This is a genomic window from Exiguobacterium sp. USCH10 (genome assembly GCF_037619445.1).
In the GTDB taxonomy this organism is placed as follows: domain Bacteria; phylum Bacillota; class Bacilli; order Exiguobacteriales; family Exiguobacteriaceae; genus Exiguobacterium; species Exiguobacterium aestuarii_A.
Window position 1 is genome coordinate 172,929 of the sequence record NZ_JAQPZO010000001.1, and the last position, 22,667, is coordinate 195,595.

At 49.7% G+C, this 22,667-nt stretch carries 25 protein-coding genes; 1 reads left to right on the forward strand and 24 read right to left on the reverse strand.

Features of this window, described 5'->3' with window-relative positions; genetic code table 11:
- Window positions 1-37 precede the first annotated feature (37 nt).
- The 16 genes from dprA to smc all read right to left on the reverse strand — a co-directional run bounded on the left by dprA (window position 38) and on the right by smc (window position 14,957).
- A complete protein-coding gene (gene dprA / locus PQI28_RS00910; protein ID WP_214760364.1) occupies window positions 38-832 on the reverse strand; it encodes a DNA-processing protein DprA in 795 nt (264 codons plus the stop codon).
- 50 nt (window positions 833-882) lie between these two features.
- Window positions 883-1,800 (reverse strand): succinate--CoA ligase subunit alpha, encoded by a 918-nt coding sequence (gene sucD, locus PQI28_RS00915; RefSeq protein WP_026826262.1) that lies wholly within the window; start codon window positions 1,798-1,800, stop codon window positions 883-885.
- A 12-nt stretch (window positions 1,801-1,812) separates the two neighbouring features.
- Entirely contained in the window at window positions 1,813-2,973 is a 1,161-nt protein-coding gene (sucC, locus tag PQI28_RS00920) for an ADP-forming succinate--CoA ligase subunit beta (RefSeq protein WP_074034761.1), read from the reverse strand.
- Window positions 2,974-3,093: 120 nt separating this feature from the next.
- Window positions 3,094-3,354, reverse strand: a complete 261-nt coding sequence (locus PQI28_RS00925) for an EscU/YscU/HrcU family type III secretion system export apparatus switch protein (RefSeq protein WP_074034763.1) — start codon at window positions 3,352-3,354, stop codon at window positions 3,094-3,096.
- Window positions 3,351-4,196: a hypothetical protein gene (locus tag PQI28_RS00930; protein ID WP_339962341.1), complete on the reverse strand. Its 846-nt coding sequence runs from the start codon at window positions 4,194-4,196 to the stop codon at window positions 3,351-3,353. Before PQI28_RS00930 ends, PQI28_RS00925 begins: the two co-directional genes overlap by 4 nt.
- 14 nt (window positions 4,197-4,210) lie before the next feature.
- Window positions 4,211-4,963, reverse strand: a complete 753-nt coding sequence (locus PQI28_RS00935) for a ribonuclease HII (protein WP_339962342.1) — start codon at window positions 4,961-4,963, stop codon at window positions 4,211-4,213.
- A gap of 42 nt (window positions 4,964-5,005) precedes the next feature.
- A complete protein-coding gene (ylqF, locus tag PQI28_RS00940; protein ID WP_339962343.1) occupies window positions 5,006-5,866 on the reverse strand; it encodes a ribosome biogenesis GTPase YlqF in 861 nt (286 codons plus the stop codon).
- A 12-nt stretch (window positions 5,867-5,878) separates the two neighbouring features.
- Window positions 5,879-6,421: a signal peptidase I gene (gene lepB, locus PQI28_RS00945; RefSeq protein ID WP_074034770.1), complete on the reverse strand. Its 543-nt coding sequence runs from the start codon at window positions 6,419-6,421 to the stop codon at window positions 5,879-5,881.
- A gap of 82 nt (window positions 6,422-6,503) precedes the next feature.
- Window positions 6,504-6,857, reverse strand: a complete 354-nt coding sequence (gene rplS, locus PQI28_RS00950; RefSeq protein ID WP_015881369.1) for a 50S ribosomal protein L19 — start codon at window positions 6,855-6,857, stop codon at window positions 6,504-6,506.
- Between the two features lie 114 nt (window positions 6,858-6,971).
- Window positions 6,972-7,688, reverse strand: a complete 717-nt coding sequence (trmD, locus tag PQI28_RS00955; RefSeq protein ID WP_339962344.1) for a tRNA (guanosine(37)-N1)-methyltransferase TrmD — start codon at window positions 7,686-7,688, stop codon at window positions 6,972-6,974.
- Entirely contained in the window at window positions 7,678-8,193 is a 516-nt protein-coding gene (gene rimM / locus PQI28_RS00960) for a ribosome maturation factor RimM (protein ID WP_074034776.1), read from the reverse strand. Before rimM ends, trmD begins: the two co-directional genes overlap by 11 nt.
- Before the next feature lie 54 nt (window positions 8,194-8,247).
- Complete coding sequence (gene rpsP, locus PQI28_RS00965) at window positions 8,248-8,523, reverse strand: 30S ribosomal protein S16 (protein ID WP_015881366.1); 276 nt, start codon at window positions 8,521-8,523, stop codon at window positions 8,248-8,250.
- Window positions 8,524-8,605: 82 nt separating this feature from the next.
- Window positions 8,606-9,946 carry a signal recognition particle protein gene (gene ffh / locus PQI28_RS00970; protein ID WP_214783803.1) on the reverse strand — a complete coding sequence of 447 codons (1,341 nt, stop codon included), beginning with the start codon at window positions 9,944-9,946 and terminating at the stop codon, window positions 8,606-8,608.
- Between the two features lie 11 nt (window positions 9,947-9,957).
- Window positions 9,958-10,281 carry a putative DNA-binding protein gene (locus PQI28_RS00975; protein WP_074034780.1) on the reverse strand — a complete coding sequence of 108 codons (324 nt, stop codon included), beginning with the start codon at window positions 10,279-10,281 and terminating at the stop codon, window positions 9,958-9,960.
- A gap of 96 nt (window positions 10,282-10,377) precedes the next feature.
- A complete protein-coding gene (gene ftsY, locus PQI28_RS00980; protein ID WP_074034782.1) occupies window positions 10,378-11,403 on the reverse strand; it encodes a signal recognition particle-docking protein FtsY in 1,026 nt (341 codons plus the stop codon).
- Complete coding sequence (gene smc, locus PQI28_RS00985; RefSeq protein ID WP_339962345.1) at window positions 11,400-14,957, reverse strand: chromosome segregation protein SMC; 3,558 nt, start codon at window positions 14,955-14,957, stop codon at window positions 11,400-11,402. The genes ftsY and smc overlap by 4 nt, the downstream gene beginning before the upstream one ends.
- Window positions 14,958-15,071: 114 nt before the next feature.
- Between smc and PQI28_RS00990 the strand changes: the two genes are divergently transcribed.
- Window positions 15,072-15,266, forward strand: coding sequence for a DUF1128 family protein (locus tag PQI28_RS00990; protein WP_015881361.1), 195 nt, complete (start codon window positions 15,072-15,074; stop codon window positions 15,264-15,266).
- Between the two features lie 41 nt (window positions 15,267-15,307).
- Here PQI28_RS00990 and rnc read toward each other — a convergent pair whose 3' ends face one another.
- The 8 genes from rnc to sdaAA form a co-directional block, all read right to left on the reverse strand.
- Entirely contained in the window at window positions 15,308-16,024 is a 717-nt protein-coding gene (gene rnc / locus PQI28_RS00995; RefSeq protein WP_214693956.1) for a ribonuclease III, read from the reverse strand.
- A 123-nt stretch (window positions 16,025-16,147) separates the two neighbouring features.
- Window positions 16,148-16,387 (reverse strand): acyl carrier protein, encoded by a 240-nt coding sequence (acpP, locus tag PQI28_RS01000; protein ID WP_214788883.1) that lies wholly within the window; start codon window positions 16,385-16,387, stop codon window positions 16,148-16,150.
- Window positions 16,388-16,445: 58 nt separating this feature from the next.
- Window positions 16,446-17,186, reverse strand: a complete 741-nt coding sequence (fabG, locus tag PQI28_RS01005) for a 3-oxoacyl-[acyl-carrier-protein] reductase (protein ID WP_214691798.1) — start codon at window positions 17,184-17,186, stop codon at window positions 16,446-16,448.
- Window positions 17,179-18,099, reverse strand: coding sequence for an ACP S-malonyltransferase (gene fabD, locus PQI28_RS01010; RefSeq protein ID WP_214745501.1), 921 nt, complete (start codon window positions 18,097-18,099; stop codon window positions 17,179-17,181). Before fabD ends, fabG begins: the two co-directional genes overlap by 8 nt.
- A gap of 18 nt (window positions 18,100-18,117) precedes the next feature.
- Window positions 18,118-19,107 carry a phosphate acyltransferase PlsX gene (plsX, locus tag PQI28_RS01015; RefSeq protein WP_214745504.1) on the reverse strand — a complete coding sequence of 330 codons (990 nt, stop codon included), beginning with the start codon at window positions 19,105-19,107 and terminating at the stop codon, window positions 18,118-18,120.
- The gene (gene fapR, locus PQI28_RS01020; RefSeq protein WP_339962346.1) at window positions 19,104-19,673 is read right to left on the reverse strand and encodes a transcription factor FapR; all 570 of its coding nucleotides are present in this window, start codon (window positions 19,671-19,673) and stop codon (window positions 19,104-19,106) included. The genes plsX and fapR overlap by 4 nt, the downstream gene beginning before the upstream one ends.
- A gap of 85 nt (window positions 19,674-19,758) precedes the next feature.
- Window positions 19,759-21,789, reverse strand: coding sequence for an ATP-dependent DNA helicase RecG (gene recG / locus PQI28_RS01025; protein ID WP_214783812.1), 2,031 nt, complete (start codon window positions 21,787-21,789; stop codon window positions 19,759-19,761).
- Complete coding sequence (sdaAA, locus tag PQI28_RS01030) at window positions 21,776-22,663, reverse strand: L-serine ammonia-lyase, iron-sulfur-dependent, subunit alpha (RefSeq protein ID WP_214783815.1); 888 nt, start codon at window positions 22,661-22,663, stop codon at window positions 21,776-21,778. Before sdaAA ends, recG begins: the two co-directional genes overlap by 14 nt.
- Window positions 22,664-22,667 lie beyond the last annotated feature (4 nt).

The window sequence follows — 22,667 nt, forward strand, 5'->3', positions numbered from 1 at the left end:
AAATCCCTACCATAATATTCATGTTCTCACCGGTTTGTCAACGTACAATCCTGAGATCTCGAATAATTTGATCGGAATTCGTCAATGGAATCGCGCCTTCTTCAATCAATCGATTCGGTCCTTCCGCTAATGGATCAAGCGGTGAACCGGGTACGGCGAACACCGTCTTTCCCTGCTCTAGCGCGTGTCCGACCGTATTCATCGTTCCGCTCTTTCGTCTCGCCTGTAAGACAACGAGCGTGTCACCGAGACCGCTCACCAATCGATTTCTTTCCAAAAATTGAAATTTTTGAACAGGTGTGTTCGGGGCATACTCACTTAAGAGAATCCCTTGCTTCGGAATCCGTAAGAGCAACTGTCGATTCGCTGCTGGATAGAGGTTGTTCAGTCCAGCTCCGAGCACCGCCACGGTCGGACGATGTTTATTTAACGCGTGTGCGTGGACAAGACCATCAATGCCAAGCGCTCCACCTGAAACGGAAACAGTTTCTTCTATTAAAGAGTGATAGTGTTGCACTAACGATTGACTAATTCGATTCAATTCACGACTTCCGACCATCGCGGTCGTTCTTTCTTGTAGTACCTCTAAATCTCCATCGTAAAACAAACAGTACGGCGGGTTAGGAATCTCGAGCAATCGTTTCGGGAACGTTTCATCTTCCCAAGTGACAAAGCGGGAATACGATTCGGACGAGCGGAGCGCAGAATGAGCTCGCTTCCAGACATGTGAAGAAAAATGAGTGCGATGTGCTTCTAGCGTCCCGTTCAAATAATGATGCACAAACTCAACCGGAATTCGTGCAGCGGCAAACCGAGCTATTGTTTGATTCATCACAATCTCTCCTTTAAAAAAATGAGGGATGCAAGCATCCCTCATGATTCTTATGTCGTCGGTTGACCCGTGACACACGCTTCGTATAGACCTTCATTTTTCAAGACACGAATCAACGTTTCACCGATGACAGCTGGTGTTTCAGCTACTTCAATTCCATTCGCGTTCAACGTCTTAATCTTTTCAGCAGCCGTCCCTTTACCACCTGAGATGATGGCGCCGGCATGTCCCATACGTTTGCCTTCAGGAGCCGTCTGTCCGCCGATGAAGCCGATGACTGGTTTCGTCATGTTCGCTTTCACCCATTCAGCCGCCTCTTCTTCAGCTGTTCCACCGATTTCCCCGATCATGATGACAGCTTTCGTGTCCTCATCTTCGTTGAACGCTTTGAGCGTATCGATGAAGTTTGTTCCGTTGACTGGGTCTCCCCCGATTCCGACAGCTGTCGATTGACCGATCCCTGCCGTCGTCAACTGATGAACCGCCTCATACGTGAGCGTTCCAGAACGTGACACGATTCCGACATGCCCTTTCGTATGAATATAGCCAGGCATGATTCCAAGTTTTGCTTCTCCTGGCGTGATGATTCCAGGACAGTTCGGTCCGATCAAGCGAGCCGGCTTGTCTTCGAGATAACGTTTCACTTGGATCATGTCCACTACAGGAATGCCTTCAGTGATACAGATGATGAGTTCGATGCCACTGTCCGCCGCTTCCATGATCGAGTCAGCTGCGAAAGCTGGTGGTACGTAGATGATTGATGCGTTTGCACCAGTCGCTTCGACCGCCTCAGAGACTGTGTTGAAGACCGGAACGTTATCGAGAACGGTCGTACCACCTTTACCTGGCGTGACCCCACCGACTAATTTCGTGTTATAAGCAAGCATCTGTTCACCGTGGAACAAACCTTGTTTCCCTGTAATCCCTTGAATGATGACTTTCGTATCTTTATTCGCCCAAATACTCATGTCGTTTCCCCCTTATCGAACAAGTGCTGCGATTTTTTCCGCACCGTCAGCCATCGAGCTAGCTGTCGTGATCGCAAGTCCAGATTCATCGAGAATGCGCTTCCCGGCATCAACGTTCGTTCCTTCTAAGCGAACGACGAGTGGCAAGTCGAGTCCGATTTCTTTCGTAGCTGCGACAATCCCCTCTGCGATGATGTCACACTTCATGATTCCACCGAAAATGTTAACGAAGATTCCTTTGACTTGGTCATCAGACAAAATCAATTTGAACGCTTCTGTAACTTTTTCTTTCGTCGCACCGCCACCTACATCGAGGAAGTTAGCGGGTTCAGCGCCGTAATGTTTGATGATATCCATCGTTGCCATCGCAAGGCCTGCACCGTTGACAAGGCAACCGATGTTTCCATCAAGTGCGATATAGCTGAGGTCATGTTTTGATGCCTCGACTTCACGTGGATCTTCTTCCGTCGTATCACGAAGCGAAAGGATATCTGAGTGACGATAAAGTGCGTTGCTATCGAAGTTCAACTTCGCATCGAGCGCGATGACGTTTCCGTCTTTCGTCGTGACGAGCGGGTTGATTTCCGCGATTGTGCAATCTGTCTCGACATATACTTTGTACAACTTCATGACCATGTCACTGAACTTGTTCACAAGTTTCGTCGGGACTTCCATTTTGAATGCGAGACGACGTGCTTGGAATGGACGCAAGCCCACAACCGGATCGACGATCTCTTTATGAATCTTTTCAGGTGTATGTTCAGCGACTTCCTCGATGTCCATACCACCTTCTGATGAACCCATGATGACAATTCGGCCGATCGAACGGTCAAGCACGAGTCCTAAGTAAAATTCTTGGTCAATCGCAGAACCTTCTTCGATATAGAGACGCTGGACAACTTTTCCTTCCGGACCTGTTTGGTGTGTCACGAGCGTTTTTCCGAGAATCTCTGTCGCGTATTGCTTCACTTCTTCATCTGTCTTCGCAAGTTTGACGCCACCTGCTTTACCGCGGCCACCTGCGTGGATTTGAGCTTTTACAACTTTCAACTCACCGTCAAGCTTGGCAGCAGCTGCTACAGCTTCTTCAACAGTAAAGGCTGGATAACCCGTCGGAACGGCTACCCCAAACTCTCTTAGCAATTCTTTCGCCTGATACTCATGGATATTCATATGTTTTCCCCCTTAGTCCCCTTTAATATCGGCACGTCTATTGTAACGAAAAACTGAAAGCGCTGTCTATCGTTCTTGCTTTAAGTTTTCATCTTTTTTTCACATATAACCCTAGACAAATCAAATTTTATCTTGTTCCATCTGATAAAGAAAGACAAAAAGTTCGGCAATGACTTGATAAACGTCCTCCGGAATCTGCTCTTCGATGTTTAATGCTGAGAGTAAGGAGAGGAGTGCCGGGTCCTCATGAACAGGAATTCCGTTCGCTTGAGCAATCTCAAGCATCCGCTCAGCGACAATCCCCGTCCCTTTCGCCACGACGTGCGGGGCATCCATTGATTGTTCATATGACAGAGCGATTGCTTTCTTTGGATCGTTCATATTTGGAGATCCACCTTTCCGAGAGGCGCAAATGTTTCTGGCACACGCTCCCGCTTTGCTTCGTATGAAAAAGAAGACAAATCGAAATCGACGCGTTTCAACCCTTCTTTTAGAAGCGGTTCGTATGTACGGACGTATGGACTCAAATCATGTTGCTCATTAAATACCCGAACGGATACATACCTTTTTTGAATCAACACATCGATTCCCGTTTCGCCGAATCGTGGCGTTTCAAGAAACAGGACGATTCGGGCATGATCAGAATCAATCGCCTCTCGTTTTGGTGCTTCTAAACGAAGTTGAACGTGTTCAAACGGACCTAAATGCGGTATGTGAAATGCTTGAGCGACGAACGGGGGGCTCTGGGTCGCATTGAACGCTTCCTGGGCTCGCACGAACTGCTCGAACTTCGGCTCGCCTTTCGCTTTGAACAGCTCGCTGACGAGCGCCTTTACATCAGACCCCGCTCCGCTCTCTAGCATCGTTTTCCCGGCTGTCTTGACCGATTCTGGTGTCGGAATCGGTTCGCGAATGAAACGGGCAAGTTGTTCCCCTAATGTCTGGAGAGGTGATTTTGAAGCCACGAGCGCTTCTGACGCTTGTGGGACGACTTTCAAGACGAGCTTCGGCTCGACGTCCGTGACGACCATCTTATACGTCACGTTCTCTTTCACGTTCGCATTGATACCTACCCGAAAGATTCCTTGCGGCAACTGCATGACTGCCTCATTGCCGGGCAGAAGTTGTAGCACCTTCCCGACAATTGTATTCCCGAGCAAAAGCGGTCGCGACGTCTGTTCGGTCACTTTGAATGGTAAAACTCCTTGATGATCGATGCGCAACGCCATCACTCCTTTCACATATGCTTGATCGGGGCGAATGTACGACGATGGATCGGTGTCACCCCGTAACGTCTCAATCCTTCTAAATGAGCCTCTGTCCCATACCCGGCGTTATTGGCAAACCCGTAACCGGGATACGTCCGGTCGTATTCTTCCATCATCCGGTCCCGGACGACCTTGGCGACAACACTCGCCGCAGCGATTGAGACGCTGAGCGTGTCCCCTTTAATCAAGGACTGCTGAGGAATGTCGAGGTCCAGTTTCATGGCGTCAATCAATAAAGCATCGACCTCCCCGACTTGACGAATCGCCTCCATCATCGCAAGTTTCGTCGCCTCATAGATGTTGACCTCATCGATTACCGCAGGATCGACGATTCCGACACCGACTTCCGCGACTTCCATGATGTGTTCGTATGCCGTGTCTCTCGCCGTTTTCGACATTTTCTTCGAATCGTCCAACCCCGCGATATAAAACCCTTCCGGTAGTAAAACGGCAGCCGCCACGACCGGTCCTGCGAGCGGTCCACGCCCGACCTCATCGACTCCGACAATTCGAGTGAATCCTTGTGACTTCCATTCACGTTCATATGACATTCGACGCTCAAAATCGTCCTGTAATGCTTGTTCTCGCTCGAATTGGCGCTCTTTTTGCCGAAGCAACGTTTGCACACCTGCTCGGGGGTCTTGTGACAAGGTTGGGTAGATTTGTACCCATTCTTCATATCGGATGTCCGCTAGTTGTTGTTTAATCTGTTGAATCGTCACGTTCTTCCTCCTATTCAAAAAAAGCCCTGTTTACACAGGACTTTACGCCATTTCATGGTCAGCCGGTGTCTCAAGCGAGATCCGTCCGATTTTTTCATGCCGTAGTTCATTCAAAAGTAGTTCGCTCGCCTTCTCAAAATCGACGTAACCGCCACTGATGAGACCACGCTTTTTCCCGATCATCTCAAGGAGTTCCACGCCGTCCTCCGGTAACGTTTCGAGTTTGAAGCGTTCCTTTAATTGTTCCGGATAACGAGCATGCAACTCACGAACCGTATACAAGGCGATATCATCTAAATTGAGAATCTCGTCTTTGATGGCGCCGGTCGCGGCGAGACGATATCCGACGAGTTGGTCCTCAAACTTCGGCCAGAGAATACCTGGCGTATCTAAGAGCTCCATCTCGCTACCCTTCATCTTGATCCACTGTTGACGCTTCGTCACACCCGGTCGATCGCCTGTGATGGCAATGTTACGACCTGCGAGACGGTTGATGAGCGTCGACTTCCCAACGTTCGGGATTCCGATGATGAGCGCACGAATCGGGCCAGGGTTACGTCCCTTTTCACGCATGCGGTCATGTTTTTCTTGCATCAACTTTTGCGCGCCTGTGATGAGCTGTTTCAAGCCTTTGCTATGCTTCGCATCAACTGCGACGACTTCGACCTCTTCTCGCTTCAGGGCACGTAACCACGCGTCCGTCACGACAGGGTCGGCCATGTCCGCTTTGTTGAGGACGATGAGTCGCGGCTTGCCTGCCGTGATCTCATCGACCATCGGGTTACGACTCGATTGTGGCACACGTGCATCCACGAGCTCGATGACGACATCGATCAATTTTAATTTTTCAGTTACTTGTCTTCTTGCTTTGGCCATGTGGCCAGGAAACCATTGAATTGCCAAAAAAGCACCACCTTAATCTTCTACCGTGCCAACATCGTCGAGCGGCCAGAAGATGAAGTTCGTCTTACCGACAATCTCCTCTTTCGACACAAATCCGATTTCACGACTGTCCTTCGAGTTTTGACGATTGTCTCCCATGACGAAGTATGAGTCTTCAGGGACGACTGACTCGCCTGTCACTTGTTCAAGCGTGAAATTCTCCGTCAGCGGGAACCCGTTCATCTGTGCACGGAACTCGTCTAAATACGGTTCTTCTACCGCTTCACCGTTAATATAGAGCACGTCATCTCGATATTCGAGCGTGTCGCCTGGAATGGCGATGACACGTTTAATATAATCTTTTGATTCTGTCGCATGGAATACGACGATATCACCTCGGTCTAGCTCACCAACATAGTTCGAAATTTTACTGACGATCATTCGATCCGCATTGTGGAGTGTCGGCATCATCGACTCCCCTTCAACGATGACAGGAACGAAGATGAACGTCCGGATGACGAACGCGATGACAAGAGCGACAACGATGGCCTTGAGCCAACTAAACACTTCTTTCAACTTCACTCACTCCTCTATCCATTTGAACTTATTGTACTAGAAAAAAAGAAGCTTGTCGCAAGCGACAAGCTTAATTCCCATCTTAACGACGGATTTCTTTAATACGTGCTGCTTTACCGCGAAGGTTACGGAGGTAGTAAAGTTTCGCACGGCGAACTTTACCGTAGCGTACGACTTCGATTTGTGCAACGCGTGGTGAGTGAAGCGGGAATGCACGCTCAACACCTACGCCGTAAGAAATCTTACGGACTGTGAATGTTTCGCTGATGCCGCCACCTTTACGCTTGATTACAACACCTTCGAAAATCTGGATACGCTCACGCGTTCCCTCTACAACTTTAACGTGGACACGTACTGTGTCACCAGGACGGAAAGCAGGTACGTCCGATTTGAATTGTTCTTCTGTGATTTCACGGAACAGTTTTTGTGTGTTCATGAATCATATCTCCTTTTTCTTCAATGTTCATATCTTCATATGCCCAAGCATCCAATAGCGGAACATCGGTAATCGATGGGTTTAACCCACATGCTCAAACATAGCATATATTTCTCAATCGCGCAACGATTGGAGAAACTTTTTATCGTCTTCTGTCAGCTCGAGTTGTTCGAGTAAATCCGGTCGACGCCTGTACGTTCGCTCGAGTGATTGTTCGCGTCGCCACGTCTCGATCCGGGCGTGATTGCCAGAAAGGAGGACATCCGGTACTTTCAACCCACGAAAATCGGCAGGTCGTGTATAGTGCGGATATTCCAGTAGACCGGTTGAGAACGAATCGTCCTCATGGCTCGCCTGATCGCCGAGGACGTCCGGGAGCAGTCTCACCGTCGCATCGATCATCACCATCGTCGCGAGCTCGCCACCCGTCAAGACAAAGTCGCCGATCGACACTTCGTCCGTCGCCAGTTCATCGTGGATGCGCTGGTCGAATCCTTCATAATGTCCGCACAAAAAGATCAGATGTTCTTCCCGGGCCCATTCTTCCGCCATCTGCTGATTGAACGGCTTTCCGGTCGGTGTCGTCAGGATGACTCGTGGTGACTTCGCCTCGATCGAGTCAAACGCATCGAAGATCGGTTGTGGGGTGAGCAACATGCCCGCCCCTCCCCCATACGGATAATCGTCGACTTTATGATGCTTGTTCGTTGAAAAATCCCGGAAATTGATGAACGACATATCCACTTGTCCGACCGCTTTCGCGCGGCCGACGATAGAGTGGTCGAGCGTCTTGAACATATCCGGGAATAACGTCAACACATCAATCTTCATCGTCAATCATTCCGGGAATCGGTGTGATGACGACACGTTTTGCTTCGACGTCGATCTCTTTCACGACCGATTCGATATAAGGGATGAGGGCGTCCGATTTACCTGGGCGTTTGATGACCCATACGTCGTTCGCACCCGTCTCAAAGATATCATCGATCACACCGATCGATTCGCCATCGACGATTGCCTCACAACCAATAATCTCATGATAGTAATATTCGTTCTCCGAGAGATCATGCACGTGTTCGGCATGGACATACAACTTCAACCCTTTATATTTCTCGATGAGGTTGATGTTCTCAAACCCTTTGAACGTGACGAGATGGAACTGTTTGTGCGGACGATACGTCGTGATCGTCATCTCTTGTTTCGTTCCGTCCACGTCAAGGAACAACGTGTTCCCTTTTTTAAATCGTTCTTCCGGAAAATCTGTCGCCGCCAAAATTTTCACTTCCCCTTTAAGGCCGTGCGTATTGGCGATTTTCCCAACGTATAACCAATCCATTCGCGTTCCCTCCTCAACAAAATAGGCCGACCTCAGAAAAGGTCGGCCACATCATTACTTCGCGTTTTTCGCGTTGTGGAATTTCTCCATGATCCCTGCTTTAGAGAACAAGTTACGTACTGTGTCAGATGGCTTCGCGCCGTCTGCCAACCATTTGAGAGCGAGTTCTTCGTTGATGCGAACTTCAGCTTCTGGTTTTGCAACCGGGTTGTAGTGACCAACTTGCTCGATGAAGCGACCGTCACGTGGTGAACGTGAGTCTGCTACAACGATACGGTAGAAAGGTGATTTTTTTGCGCCCATGCGCTTAAGACGAATTTTAACTGCCATGGTAATATACCTCCATCATGTGTTTAAGAATTGACAACTTTTATAGTATACAGCTTTTTTGTCCGACTGACAAAAGTTTTTGTTAGAAGAACGGAAGACCTAAGCCCTTTTTCTTCCCTTTCATTTGTCCTGACATTTGCTTCATCAGCTTCTTCATGTCATCGAACTGTTTGATGAGACGGTTCACTTCTTGAATCGAGCGACCGCTCCCTTTTGCGATCCGCTTCCGACGACTCGCATTGAGCACTTCCGGGTTGGAACGCTCATGTTTCGTCATCGAGCGAATGATCGCTTCGACGTGATCGAGTTGTTTCTCGTCGATTTGGACGTTCTTCAACCCTTTCATCTTACCTGCACCAGGTAACATCGAAAGTAATTCATCAATCGGGCCCATGTTTTTCACTTGACCCAACTGTTCAATGAAATCATCGAACGTGAATGACGCGTCACGAATTTTGCTTTCTAGCTCTCTCGCTGCGTCTTGGTCCATCTGTGTCTCGGCTTTCTCAATGAGCGAGAGCACGTCCCCCATTCCAAGGATCCGTGACGCCATGCGTTCTGGATGGAATGGTTCGAGGGCATCCAACTTTTCTCCGAGACCGACGAATTTAATCGGCGCTCCCGTGACTGCCTTGATCGAAAGGGCTGCCCCGCCTCGTGTATCTCCGTCGAGCTTTGTGAGCACGACCCCGGTGATTCCGAGTTTCTCATTGAAACTGTCGGCCACATTGACCGCATCTTGACCTGTCATCGAGTCGACGACAAGGAAGATTTCATTTGGTTTGGCAATCGTCTTCACATTTTCGAGCTCACCCATGAGCGTCTCGTCGATATGAAGGCGACCCGCCGTATCGATCAACACGAAATCGTGATGATTTGTTTTTGCGTACTCGAGCGCTTTCGTCACAATCTCTTCTGGCTTCACTTGATCGCCAAGTGAGAAGACCGGTAAATCGAGTTGTTTCCCGAGTGTCTCGAGCTGCTTGATTGCCGCCGGACGATAAATATCCGCCGCGACGAGAAGTGGACTGCGGTTATGCTTTTTGCGAATCAAGTTCGCTAGCTTCCCAGTCGTTGTCGTCTTACCTGCCCCTTGCAGACCGACCATCATGACGACTGTCGGTGGTTTCTGACTGAATGAGATCGGGACGACATCGCTTCCCATCAAATTCGTCAACTCTTCGTGAACGATTTTGACGACTTGTTGACCTGGTGTCAATGATTTCATGACATCCTGACCAACCGCACGTTCTTTCACGTCATTGACGAATTGCTTGACGACTTTAAAGTTGACGTCGGCTTCTAGTAAGGCGAGGCGAACCTCACGCATCATCTCTTTGACATCAGCCTCAGAGATTTTCCCTTTACCGCGCATCTTTGAAAGCGTCGATTGCAACCGTTCTGATAATCCTTCAAATGCCATGCTCCAGCCCCCTACTCTAAATTCTCAAGCGCAGAAATCGTAGCTTGCACGTCATCCGTGAGCTCGACTTGACGTTTGAGGGTCTGAAGAAGTTGCTGACGCTGTTCGAATTTTTCGAATAGAGCGAGCTTTTCCTCGTACTGTTCAAGCATCGTTTCTGTACGCTTTATGTTATCGTAGACCGCTTGACGGCTGACTTCAAACTCTTCCGCTATCTCTCCGAGCGAGTAGTCATCTAGGTAATAAAGAGACATATAGTTGCGCTGTTTCGGTGTGAGGAGCGCTTGATAGAAATCGATGAGATAGTTCATGCGATTCGTTTTTTCGAGCGTCAAACCTTTCACCTCCACATGTTAAGTGAAATCCCTTTACAACTACCAATAGTACAGCCGTGCCTAGTACTTGTCAAGTTTTTTTCTTAACAGTAAAACTTAGGCGAGGTCTTTGTTTGTGTCCTCATTTTCAGTTGAGTCCTCTTCTGATTTGTCCTCGAAAACGTCTCCGAACAACCCAAGGACAAACTGCTCTGGGTCAAACTCTTGCAAATCGTCCATCTTCTCCCCGAGACCGACATATTTGACCGGAATATCGAGTTCATTTCGAATCGCGAGAACAATCCCACCTTTTGCTGTACCGTCGAGTTTCGTCAAGACGATCCCGCTCACGTTCGTCGCTTCTTTGAACGCTTTCGCTTGAATCATAGCGTTTTGTCCGGTCGTTGCATCTAATGCGAGTAAGACCTCATGTGGTCCGTTCGGGACTTCTCGTTCGATGACCCGTTTCACTTTTTCAAGTTCTTTCATTAAGTTCACTTTATTTTGAAGGCGTCCGGCCGTGTCACAGATGAGCACGTCCATGTTACGTGACTTCGCAGATTGAACTGCATCGTATACGACGGCGGCCGGGTCCGACCCTTCCGTTTGACGAATGACCGGTACTCCGACGCGTTCGCCCCATACTTGAAGTTGCTCGATCGCTCCTGCACGGAACGTATCTCCTGCCGCGAGCATGACGTTACGACCTTCCGACTTCAATTGATGCGCCAGTTTTCCAATCGTCGTTGTCTTTCCGACACCGTTCACACCGACAAACAAGATGACAGTGAGTCCGTCTTGCATGTTCAGTTCACGGTCAGATTCGTCTTCCTGAAGGCGTTTCGCCACCACTTCAACGAGAGCATCCCGAACAGCGACCGGGTCCTTCAAGTTGCGTCGTTTGACTTCTTCTTTCAAGTCTTCGACAAGGTCCATCGTCGTCGTGACGCCGACATCCGCTTGGATGAGCAAATCTTCGAGTTCATCGAAGAAGTCCTCATCCACCTCGCGAAAACGGTAAACGAGGTCGTTGACGGCACTCGCAAATCCGTCACGCGTCTTCGTCAATCCGTCCGTAAACTTTTGTGACACCTCTTGGGTAGATGTCGTTAATTTCTCTTTTAATTTCTTGAAAAAACTCAACGTGATTCCTCCATCTCTTCATCCATTTCTACGACACGTTTTGCTTCAGACAGTTCGACCGATAACACTTCGGACACCCCGTTCTGTTGCATCGTGACGCCATAAAGCGTATCTGCCGCTTCCATTGTACCTTTACGGTGCGTGATGATGACAAATTGCGTGTCGATTGAGAGCGTGCGAATATATTCCCCGAACCGGTGTACGTTCGCCTCATCAAGCGCCGCTTCGACTTCATCGAGGACACAGAATGGTACCGGACGCGTTTTCAAAATCGCAAACAGTAAGGCGATTGCCGTGAGCGCACGCTCTCCTCCAGACAACAGACTGAGCGTCTGTAACTTTTTGCCAGGCGGTTTGGCGACGATCTCAATCCCTGTATTCAACAAGTCAGACTCATCGACTAATTTCAAATCTGCTTCGCCCCCACCGAACAACTCGGTGAACGTCTGTTTGAAGTGTGCCCGAACGTTCGTATACGTCTCTTTGAAAAGACGCGTCACTTCACGGTCCATCTCGGCGATAATCTCATACAAATCTTCTTTCGCACTGACCAAGTCATCCCGCTGTTCAGACAAGAACGTAAAGCGCTCATGAACGCTATCGAACTCCTCGATCGCATTTAAGTTAACCGGTCCGATTTCCTCAATTTGACGAACGAGTAATTTAAACTCTTCTTTCGCCTCATCAAGAGGAATCTCAAGCGCCGGTAAGAGTTCTGCAACGAGCCCGTGTTCCTCTAACGCATCGAGCTTCCACTGTCGTTTTAATTCGAACTCTTGTTTCGCCGTTTCTAGTTTTCGAACGACTGCTTCAGCTTGACGCCGCGCTTCCGTCGCTTGTTCGACACGTTGACGCATGATGCGGTACGCCTCTTCATTTGACTTGAGCGTTGCCGTCATGTCTTGAAGTCGCTCTTGAATGTTGGTGAATTCAAGCTTGGCCGTAGCAAGCGTCTCTTCTAACTCGGCAGATGAGACGACTTCCCCACTGTCAAGTCGCGTAAGTTCACGATTCATCTGATCGGTCCGGTCCTGTAGACGTTTCCGTTCAGTCGTCAAGCGCTCCACTTCATAGCGAACCCGTTCTTCTTCGAGCGTATGGCGTTGTAGGTCGAGCTCGTTTTGACGAAGCATCGCTTCAAGTTGCCCCGTACTTTCAGCACTTTTTGCCTGTTCGGCACGAAGCGACTCTAGACGAACACGAATGTCCGCTTGCTCTTTATCCGTATCTGCCAACGTCTTCGTCAAACGTTCGAGTTCGGCTGTCGACGTCTCAATCGTTTTCTCGTAACGCAGCATCTCATGATCGAACAGTTCAAGTTGTGACTTGGCATCAAGCGAGGCGCGTTCGGCGGTACGGTAAGTAGCCTCGACCTCTCGAAGCGATCCTTCGACGGTACGTTTCTCGTCTCGTAGTGTTGATAATGCTTCAGTGATTGTCTTCAACGCTTCCGTGTATTCTTGAAGACGTTGTTTTTGCTCATGAAGCATCGCGAGCCCTTGTGTCAATCCTTGTTTCAAATCGTCTAACTCACGCGATTGAGTGAACAAGGCCACCCCTTGCTTACGACTTCCGCCGGTCATCGAACCACCGACGTTCACGATGTCTCCTTCGAGCGTGACGACGCGGAAACGGTATCCGGTCATTTGCGCAATCCGGTTCGCGACTTCTAACGTCTCGGCGACGAGCACCGAACCGAGAAGTGATTTTTTCAACGTTTCGAACGACTCGTCCGTCTCGACTAAATCAGATGCCACCCCGACAAATCCAGTCATCGATTCGAGGCGATGTAACACCTCAGTCGGTACAAATCTTGGTTTGATCGTCGTCATCGGTAAGAACGTCGCGCGACCTGCGTTCGCTTTGCGCAATCGATCGATTTCATGACGTCCGACTGTCTCGTCTTTGACGACGACATGTTGTTGCGTCTGTCCGAGAGCCGTCTCGATGGCAGCTTCATACGAAGGACGAACACGAATCAGTTCAGCGACGGCACCAAGCACACCTGATGAACGGTCTTTCAATACAAACTTAACCGCATGGAAATATCCTTCATACGATTGCTTCATCCGTTCGAGCATCTCAATCCGATCTTCCGTCTTTTGACGTCGACGTTCGAGGTCATAGTAAGACGTTTCTGCCCGTGTCAACTTTTCACGGATCGCCGTCTCTTGGTCGCGAAGTTCCGCTTCTTTTTTACTTAGTAATTCGAAACGACCTTGCACATTTTCATATCGTTCCCGTGTCGCTTCGAGTGTTGCTTCTTGTGAAGACCGATCATCAAGACGATGTTTGTTCTCACGAAGGAGACGTTCTTTCGACTCGATGGCGACATCGATATCCCGTTGCTCCCGCTTTTGTTGGTTACTGATTGTCGCTCGCGTTGTGGCGAGTTCGAACGCCTCACTTTGTAACGCTTCAATCTCGGCATTGAAATCACGAGAGGCAGCAGTCAATTGTTGTTGAAGCGCGTCTCTCGCCTCGGTCGTTTGTCGCAACGTATCTATTTTTTTAGACAATTCATCACGAACGACCGCCAGTCGAGTCTCTAGCTCTTCCATCTCGGCGCTCACTTCTTCACGTTGACGGACGAGACGCTCTTTCATCTCGGCTCCATGCTCTTCTTGTGCTTTCGCGAGCTTGATGTCACCCGTCAAGCGTTCGACATACGTCGACTGTTCGCGCTCTTTTTGGTTCATCTCGGATAACTCTTCACGAAGGGTCGATAGCGTAGCCTCAAGTTGAGTACGTTCCTCCGTGAGGTGTTGTACAGAACGATCGCAATCCGATAACTGCTTGATCGATTCTGTATGACGTACCGTCACTTGTTCAATTTCTTGTTGGAGCAACTGAATTTCGGCACCCATAATCCCCGTCTCGAGCTCGTCATGACGGGCTTTTGCCACTGTATATTCCCGAGCGAGCGCCGCCTGCTCACGAAGTGGTTCCACCCGGTCAGCCAATTCAAACAAAATGTCGTCGACACGTGACAAGTTCAATTCAGTGTCTTGCAATTTACGCTCAGCCTGTTTTTTACGCTGGCGATACTTGAGGACACCTGCCGCCTCTTCGATGACGGCACGACGATCTTCCGGCTTCCCGGAAATGACTTGCTCGACTCGACCTTGCCCGATGATCGCGAACGCATCACGGGAAAGACCTGTGTCTAAAAAGAGATCAATGACGTCTTTTAGACGACATGGTTTTTTATTCATAAAATAGTCGCTGTCCCCACTTCGGGTCACGCGACGGGTCACACTCACTTCCTCATAAGGGAGACGTAACTGTTCGTCGCGATTATCGAGGACGAGCGTGACCTCCGCGACGTTTCGGTGATTCTCACCTTCACTTCCGGCAAAGATGACGTCTTCCATCTTGGCACCGCGAAGTGATTTGGCCGACTGTTCTCCAAGTACCCAGCGAACAGCGTCCGATATATTGGATTTTCCGCTTCCGTTCGGCCCTACTACAGCCGTGACGCCGGGACGGAAATCTAATTCAATTCGCTTGGCAAATGATTTAAAGCCAGCGAGTTCGATTCGTTTTAAGTGCATCGTGACCATCCTATCCGCAGTAAGCATTCATCTGTATATTTTACCACAGTTAACAGTTCGTCAAAATGACAGAATCATGCTATTCTTAAAAGAACTGTAGAAAGGGGAATACAGATGACGAATGAACAGATGATTGAAGCGATTTTAGACAAAATGAACATTATTAACCGCGGTGCAATCAAGGCGGAAGAATATAATGCGGCTGACCCATCAGCGGTGAAAGAGATTTACGAGTACGTAATGACACGTTCTTCCCTCTCTTTATCGGAAGTCGACGGGATTGTCGAAGAACTCGGTCAATTGACATGAAAAAGGAGTGGAACCATTGTGAATGGTCCACTCCTTTTTGTTTATAGATCAGCGTAACGTCGATTGAACGCGATGAGCGCTTCTTTAGCAGCCAACTGCTCGGCTTCTTTTTTAGAGCGCCCGACTCCCTCCCCGACGATGTCGTCGCTGAGCCGTGCATGGGCAACGAATTCACGGCTGTGCGCCGGTCCTCGCTCCTCGATGATTTCATACGTGACCGGACCTAAGCCTTCCCGTTGCACACTCTCCTGCAACTGGCTCTTGAAATCGGTCTGTTCTTCAAATACACCCGCTAAGACTTTCGGAAAAACCGCTTCGGCGAGGAATCGTTCGACTGCCTCAATCCCTTGGTCTAAATAAAGAGCACCGATATAGGATTCGAAGACATCGGCAAGTAGTGCCGGACGTTTTCGTCCACCGGTCAACTCTTCACCTTTTCCAAGTAAGATGAAGTCAGAGAAAGCATAGGCCTCCGCAAAATTCACGAGTGACGGTTCGCAAACGATCGCCGCCCGTAATTTCGTTAATTCCCCCTCGGAGCGCTCCGGATAAGTCTCATATAGGAAGCGGGATACGGTCAATTCTAACACGGCATCCCCTAAAAATTCTAAGCGTTCATTGTCTTTTCGTAATCCACGTTGTTCATTCACGTATGAAGAGTGTGTGAACGCCTGCATGAGCAAGTCGTGATTCGAAAACTGAACGTCTAAACGCTCTTCTAATGACTTGAATAATTCTAAGATGCGTGCTCGTTCCATTTCCTGACGCCGGCGCCGTTGCGCCGACCCTTGACGGTCAAACCGTCGTTTGTCTTTTGTCATAGTTCCCTCCATGAATAAGCACAAGCCCACCGCTCGGAACCGAGCGGTGGGATGGCTTGATTACACTTTTGTTTCGATATACGCTACTACGTCGCCAACAGTCGCGAGCTTCTCAGCGTCTTCGTCTTCAATCGTGATGTCGAATTTGTCTTCGAGGTCCATCACCATTTCCATTACTTCAAGCGAGTCAGCGCCAAGGTCGTCCTTGAACGATTTCTCTGCAGTGATCTCAGAAACGTCTTTCCCGAGCTTCTCTGCTACTGCTTCTTGTACGTCTACTAAAATTTGTTCTTTTGTCATGATAAAATCCCTCCAAAGGTAAGTATATTAAATGTCTGTCTATTGGTAAAGTTCTCTTTTACGCCATCGTCATGCCGCCATCGACGGCAATCGTCTGACCTGTCACGTAAGCGGCTTGTTCAGATGCTAAGAATGAGACGAGGTTCGCCACATCTTCGACTTGACCGAAGCGATTGAACGGAATTTGCTCGAGTGTAGCGTTCCGCTGTTCATCTGTCAAGGCATCAGTCATATCGGTTTGAATGAAACCTGGGCAAACGGCATTGACCGTCACATGACGACTTGCGAGTTCGCGTGCCACTGATTTCGTCAACCCGATCAGCCCTGCTTTCGCAGCCGCATAGTTGGCTTGTCCGGCATTCCCAGTGATCCCGACGACCGAGGCGATGTTGATGATTCGCCCCGATTTTGATTTGAGCAACGAACGTGTGACCGCTTGCGATGTGAGGAACGCGCCTTTCAAGTTCGTCGATAAGACGTCATTGAAGTCCGCTTCTTTCATCCGCATGAGTAACCCGTCACGTGTGATGCCTGCATTGTTCACAAGACAATCGACGCGTCCATACGTATCGACCGTCGTCTTGACGAGCGCTTTAACGTCGTCAGCGTTTGAGACGTCTGCCTTCACGGCCGTAGCATCGCCACCTGCTTCAATGATGGCCGCCACGACAGCGTTTGCTTTTTCTTCACTACCCGAGTAATTCACGACGACTCGGAAGCCGTCTTCCCCTAAACGTTTCGCGATGGCCGCACCGATACCACGGGACGCGCCAGTCACGATCGCTACTTGATCATGCACGAACTTCTCCTCCTAACGAGGCGACTTCTTCCAACGTGGTCGCCTTTTGAATCGATACATTCGAATCGATTCGTTTAATCAACCCCGAAAGTGGTGACGATGGACCGAATTCGATGAACGTGTCCACCCCGTCTGCAATCGCTTTTCGAACACATTCTTCAAAACGAACAGACGAATATAGTTGTTTCGTCAACAACGCTTTCAGATGTTCGGGATCACGATGCACAGCCGCATCCACGTTCGAAATGAAATCGACAGACGCTTCTTGGAACGGTGATGAGGCGAGGACATCTTGGAAACGTGTCGCCACCGGCATCATATATGAACTGTGGAACGCACCGGAGACGTTTAACGGCAATACCCGTTTCGCGCCGGCTGCCTTCAGTTCTACACTCGCCTGTTCGACCGCATCGATCTGCCCGGAAATGACAAACTGACCAGGGCAATTCAAGTTAGCGATTTGAACCAAGTCCCCACTCGCACTAATTTTTTCAGTGATATGAAGCGCTTCTTGAAGATCGGTCATTCCGACGACTGCCGCCATCGTCCCGTCTTTTACAGAAGACATCAAATTACCACGTTCTCGAACGAGCACGGTCGCCTCTTCTAAATCGATGACCCCCGCTGAGACGAGCGCCGCATACTCTCCTACGCTATGTCCGATGACGACATCCGGTGTCGCACCGTTTGCCGCATAGGCTTGTGCAAGCAACGAGGCATGTGCCACGATTGCTGGTTGTGCGACTTCTGTTTCTTGTAGGTCTTCTTTCGACCCGGCAGACATGACTTCAAGAAGGTCAAATCCGAGTCGACGCCCGATTGCCTGAAGGGCTTCAGGTTGGTCTAAAAAGGTCTGTCCCATTCCAACGGCTTGAGAGCCTTGTCCCGGGAACACCCATGCTACTTTCCCCATGTCCTCACCTGCTTTCGCTTAGTCTATCGCTTTGGCACGCTTGATTTTATCGACGACGTCGTGGTCTACCATGATTTTCGCCTGTTTCAACGCACTCGCAATCGCAAGTGCGTCGCTCGATCCGTGTGCCTTGATGACAGGCGCATTGATCCCGAATAATCCGGCTCCCCCATGTTCACGATAATCAAGCGTTTCTTTCAATCGTCTTAATTTCGGCTTTAAGATGAGAGCGGCAAGTTTTGATACAAGGTTGCTCGTGAATTGTTCTTTCATCATCTTCATGAGCATCGCTGAGGATCCTTCTACACCTTTTAACAAGATGTTTCCGGCAAATCCTTCCGTCACGATGACATCCACGTCTCCTGACATCGCTTCACGCGCTTCGACATTCCCAACAAAGTGGACAGGGGCCTGTTCAAGGAGGGGGAACGCTTCTTTCGTGAGCGCATTTCCTTTTCCGGCCTCCGTCCCGATATTGAGAAGGGCGACACGCGGTGAATTGATGCCACGGACATGTTCTGCATACAGTGAACCCATGATCGCATAATCCACAAGATGTTCGGCTTTCGCATCCGGATTCGCTCCGACATCCAGCACGACGACACCACTACCTGTATATGTAGGGAACGTCGGAGATAGTGCTGGACGCTCGATTCCTGGGATTCGTCCGATGACGAAGAGAGAAGCTGCCATCAAGGCGCCGGTGTTCCCGGCAGACACGAGAGCATCCGCTTTTCCTTCTTTGACAAGGTTTGCCGCTACGACGAGCGAGCTGTCCTTTTTGCGGCGGACCGCACGAACAGGCTCATCCTCACCTGTAATGATTTCACTTGCTGGAACGACCGTCACACGAGGATCGTCAAGTCCATAAGAGGCAATTTTTACCTCATCACCGACTAGAAAGAGTTCCATCGGTTCATTCGGATATTGTTCGACGAACCGTTTCACACCTTCTACGATTGCTTTCGGTGCGTGATCGCCACCCATTGCATCAATTGCTAATTTCATGCTTGTTCCTCCTCACCACGTCGGTAAATCGTGAAGTCGCCTTCAAAAACGCGCTCCTCACCGACATAACTTTCGACCGTGACGTCTGTTCTCCCGTCCCCTCTTAGCTTCATCACACGAGCCTTGGCAACGACTCGCTCTCCAAGATGAACCTGGCGACTAAACCGGATTTCCGCTTTAGTGGTCAACGCCAATTCATCATTGATGAGCGCCACCGCTAACGAGTTGGCTTGCGCGAACAGGACGTGCCCACGTGCAATCTCATTGCGGCTAAAGACGTGTTCTTTTTCTATATCGAGGACAGAAATCGCAGAGTCATCGAGTTTCAAGTCAATCATATCACCGATGACCTCGCTCATTGAAAGCGATTTGACTTCATCGAGGTGCTCGGAAGCCACATGTTTGATTCGTTCCCTCACTTCTGGAATTTTTAATTCCATCCGGTCGAGTCGAATCGTCTGGATGCTGACGGAAAACTGTTTTGATAGTTCTTCGTCTTTGATGAACGGGGTGCGCTCAATCGTTTCTTGTAACAAGCGTTGCCGCTCTTTCTTAGGTACCCGCATTCAGTTCCCTCCTAAACTAATCGCTAAAGAACTTAATACCTGGTACTAATAGCAGTATATATTCTTTAGTCGTCATTTTCAAGTATTATTCTAACCTTTCCCCAACGAGAAGGTCGAGTTGTTTCAAATAGCCACGTAATCCTTCGTATTGGGCGTCATGCCAAAAGGCGTCGCTCCCGAGAAGTTTCACGGCATCTTGCATGGCTACTTCCATCACTTTTAAATCGAGAACGGGATCTGCGACCCGGAAGCTCGGAAGACCGCTTTGGGCGGTACCAAAGAAATCACCGGCACCACGTAACTCTAAATCTTTCTCTGCCAATACGAATCCATCGTTCGTCTCTGTCATCGTTTTCAGTCGTACTTTCCCGACATCTGACTTCGGGTCCCCGACGAGGATACAGAACGATTGATGGGCACCACGACCGACGCGGCCACGTAGCTGGTGCAATTGCGCGAGACCGAAACGCTCGGCGTCATGGATGATGATGAGTGAAGCGTTCGGAACGTTCACCCCGACTTCGACGACCGTCGTCGATACGAGAATTTGCGTCGCATTGTCAGCAAATGACTTCATCACGTCGTCTTTTTCTGCGCTCGATAGCTTTCCATGCATCAGCCCCACAGAATAGTTCGGAAACCGTTCTTTCAACAGTTCATACAAAGCCGTCGCACTTTCGACCTCAAGCGTATCCGACTCCTCGATCAGTGGTGCGATCACATATGCTTGACGACCGAGAGACAGTTCACGGTCGACCATCGAATGGACACGGTCGATTTGGTCTTGCTTCGCCCAGTACGTTTCAATCGGTTTTCGGCCCTTTGGCATCTCATCGATTGTTGAGACGTCCATCTCTCCGAACGCGCTGATGGCAAGTGTCCTCGGAATCGGGGTCGCGGTCATATATAAGACGTCCGCAAATTCCGCTTTATCGCGAAGTTTCTTTCGTTGTTCGACACCGAATCGATGTTGTTCATCCGTAATCGCCAAATGTAAGTTCGAAAACTCGACGGGTCCTTGAATGAGTGCATGTGTCCCCACGATGATGTTGACGTCTCCTGATTGAATTGCCGTTAGAAGCGCTTCTCGCGCCTTTCCTTTCACTGAGCTCGTCAAGAGAGCGATGGTGATGCCGAACGGTTCGAACAATTCCTGTAAAGACGTCGCATGTTGTTCTGCTAAAATCTCAGTCGGCACCATCAACGCCCCTTGATACCCCGCCATGACAGTCGCATACAAGGCAATCGCGGCAACGACGGTCTTCCCGCTCCCGACATCCCCTTGTAGCAATCGATTCATCCGTTCTGGCTTCTCCAAATCGGATACGATTTCACGGATGACCCGTGTTTGGGCTCCCGTCAACGGAAATGCGAGTCGTTTGACGAACTCGTTCAATTGATGCTTATCGAGTTGAAGGGCCCGACCGTTTCCTGACCGCTCCATTTTTCGAAACGCCTGTAATTTCAATTGATACATGAGGCATTCTTCATAAACATAACTCCGTCTCGCCTGCTTATACGTTTCCACGGTATCCGGAAAGTGCATGCCGCGTAGCATATCCATTCGGTCTTCAAGTCGATACCTGGCCCGTATGGACGGCGGTACCCGCTCCGGAAGCTCGCCCACTTGTTCGAATGCTAACTTGACGATCCGACTAAAGTTCTTTTGCGTAAGACCCGCTCGTAATGAATAGATTGGTTGAAGTCCGCCTGACGGAGCACCGAACTCGAGGTCGGTCGCGCTGATCGTCATTCGATTCATGTCCCATTTCCCTTTGACCGTGACGGTCTCGCCGATTGCTAACTTCTCTTTATAAAACGCACGGTTGAACATCGTCACTTGGACCGCATAACGTTCTTCTAACAACAATCTGAACTGAAGTCGATTCTTACCTTTACTATAGTAGCGAACGAGCGGTTCTGCCTGGACTGTCCCACTCCACTTGACCAAGTCACCGTGAACGGCAGTCGTTACGGTCCCACTATTATAATTCTCATAACGAAACGGGACGTGCTCTAGCACGTCCTCGATTCGAACAAGTCCCATCACTTCTAGTTTTTTGGCCATCTCCGGCCCGACTCCTTTCAGAGTCGTCAGTCGTTCATTGTTTTGCATCTTCTTTCGCTCCAAATATATTTCGTTCGAGGCGACGAGCCGTCGGCGTATTCGCCAGCCCACCTTTCGCCGTCTCTTTCAATGCGGTCGGCATCATTTGACCGACTTCATGCATCGCTGAAATGACTTCGTCACAAGGAATGCGTGATGTGATTCCCGCGAGGGCCATGTCAGCCGCAACAATGGCGTTGGCACCACCCATGGCGTTTCGTTTTACACATGGGACTTCAACGAGTCCTGCCACCGGGTCACAGACGAGACCGAGCATGTTCTTAAGGGCGATCGCAAATGCCGTCGCCGACTGATCCGGTGTCCCGCCGGCTGCTTCGACGATGGCAGCTGCAGCCATTCCGGTCGCTGAACCGACCTCTGCCTGGCAGCCACCTGCCGCTCCCGAGATTGAGGCGTTGTTCGCTACCACGAAACCGAAAGCACCTGACGTGAACAAGTAACGAATCATCGCATCGCGGTCCATCTCGAGACGGTCTTTCACAGCGAACAACGTTCCAGGTACGACGCCTGCACTCCCCGCAGTCGGTGTCGCACAAATCCGTCCCATCGCCGCATTCACTTCGTTCGTCCCGATGGCTTTTGACACGGCATCTAAAATGAGGTCTCCAGCCAGTGATTTGCCTGATCGGATATACTCTTGCATGAGTACGGCATCGTTCCCCGTCAATCCTGTCACCGATGTGACACCTTGAAGGGCGCGTTCAACCGCTTCTTCCATGACCTCGAGGTTTCGGTCCATCATCCCGATGATGTCCTCCCGGCTCGAGCGTCTGACGTGCATCTCTTGTTCGATCATGACTTCAGAAATCGGGATGCCTCGTTCTGTGGCAATCGTCACTAACTCTTCTACTGATTTAAACATCTCA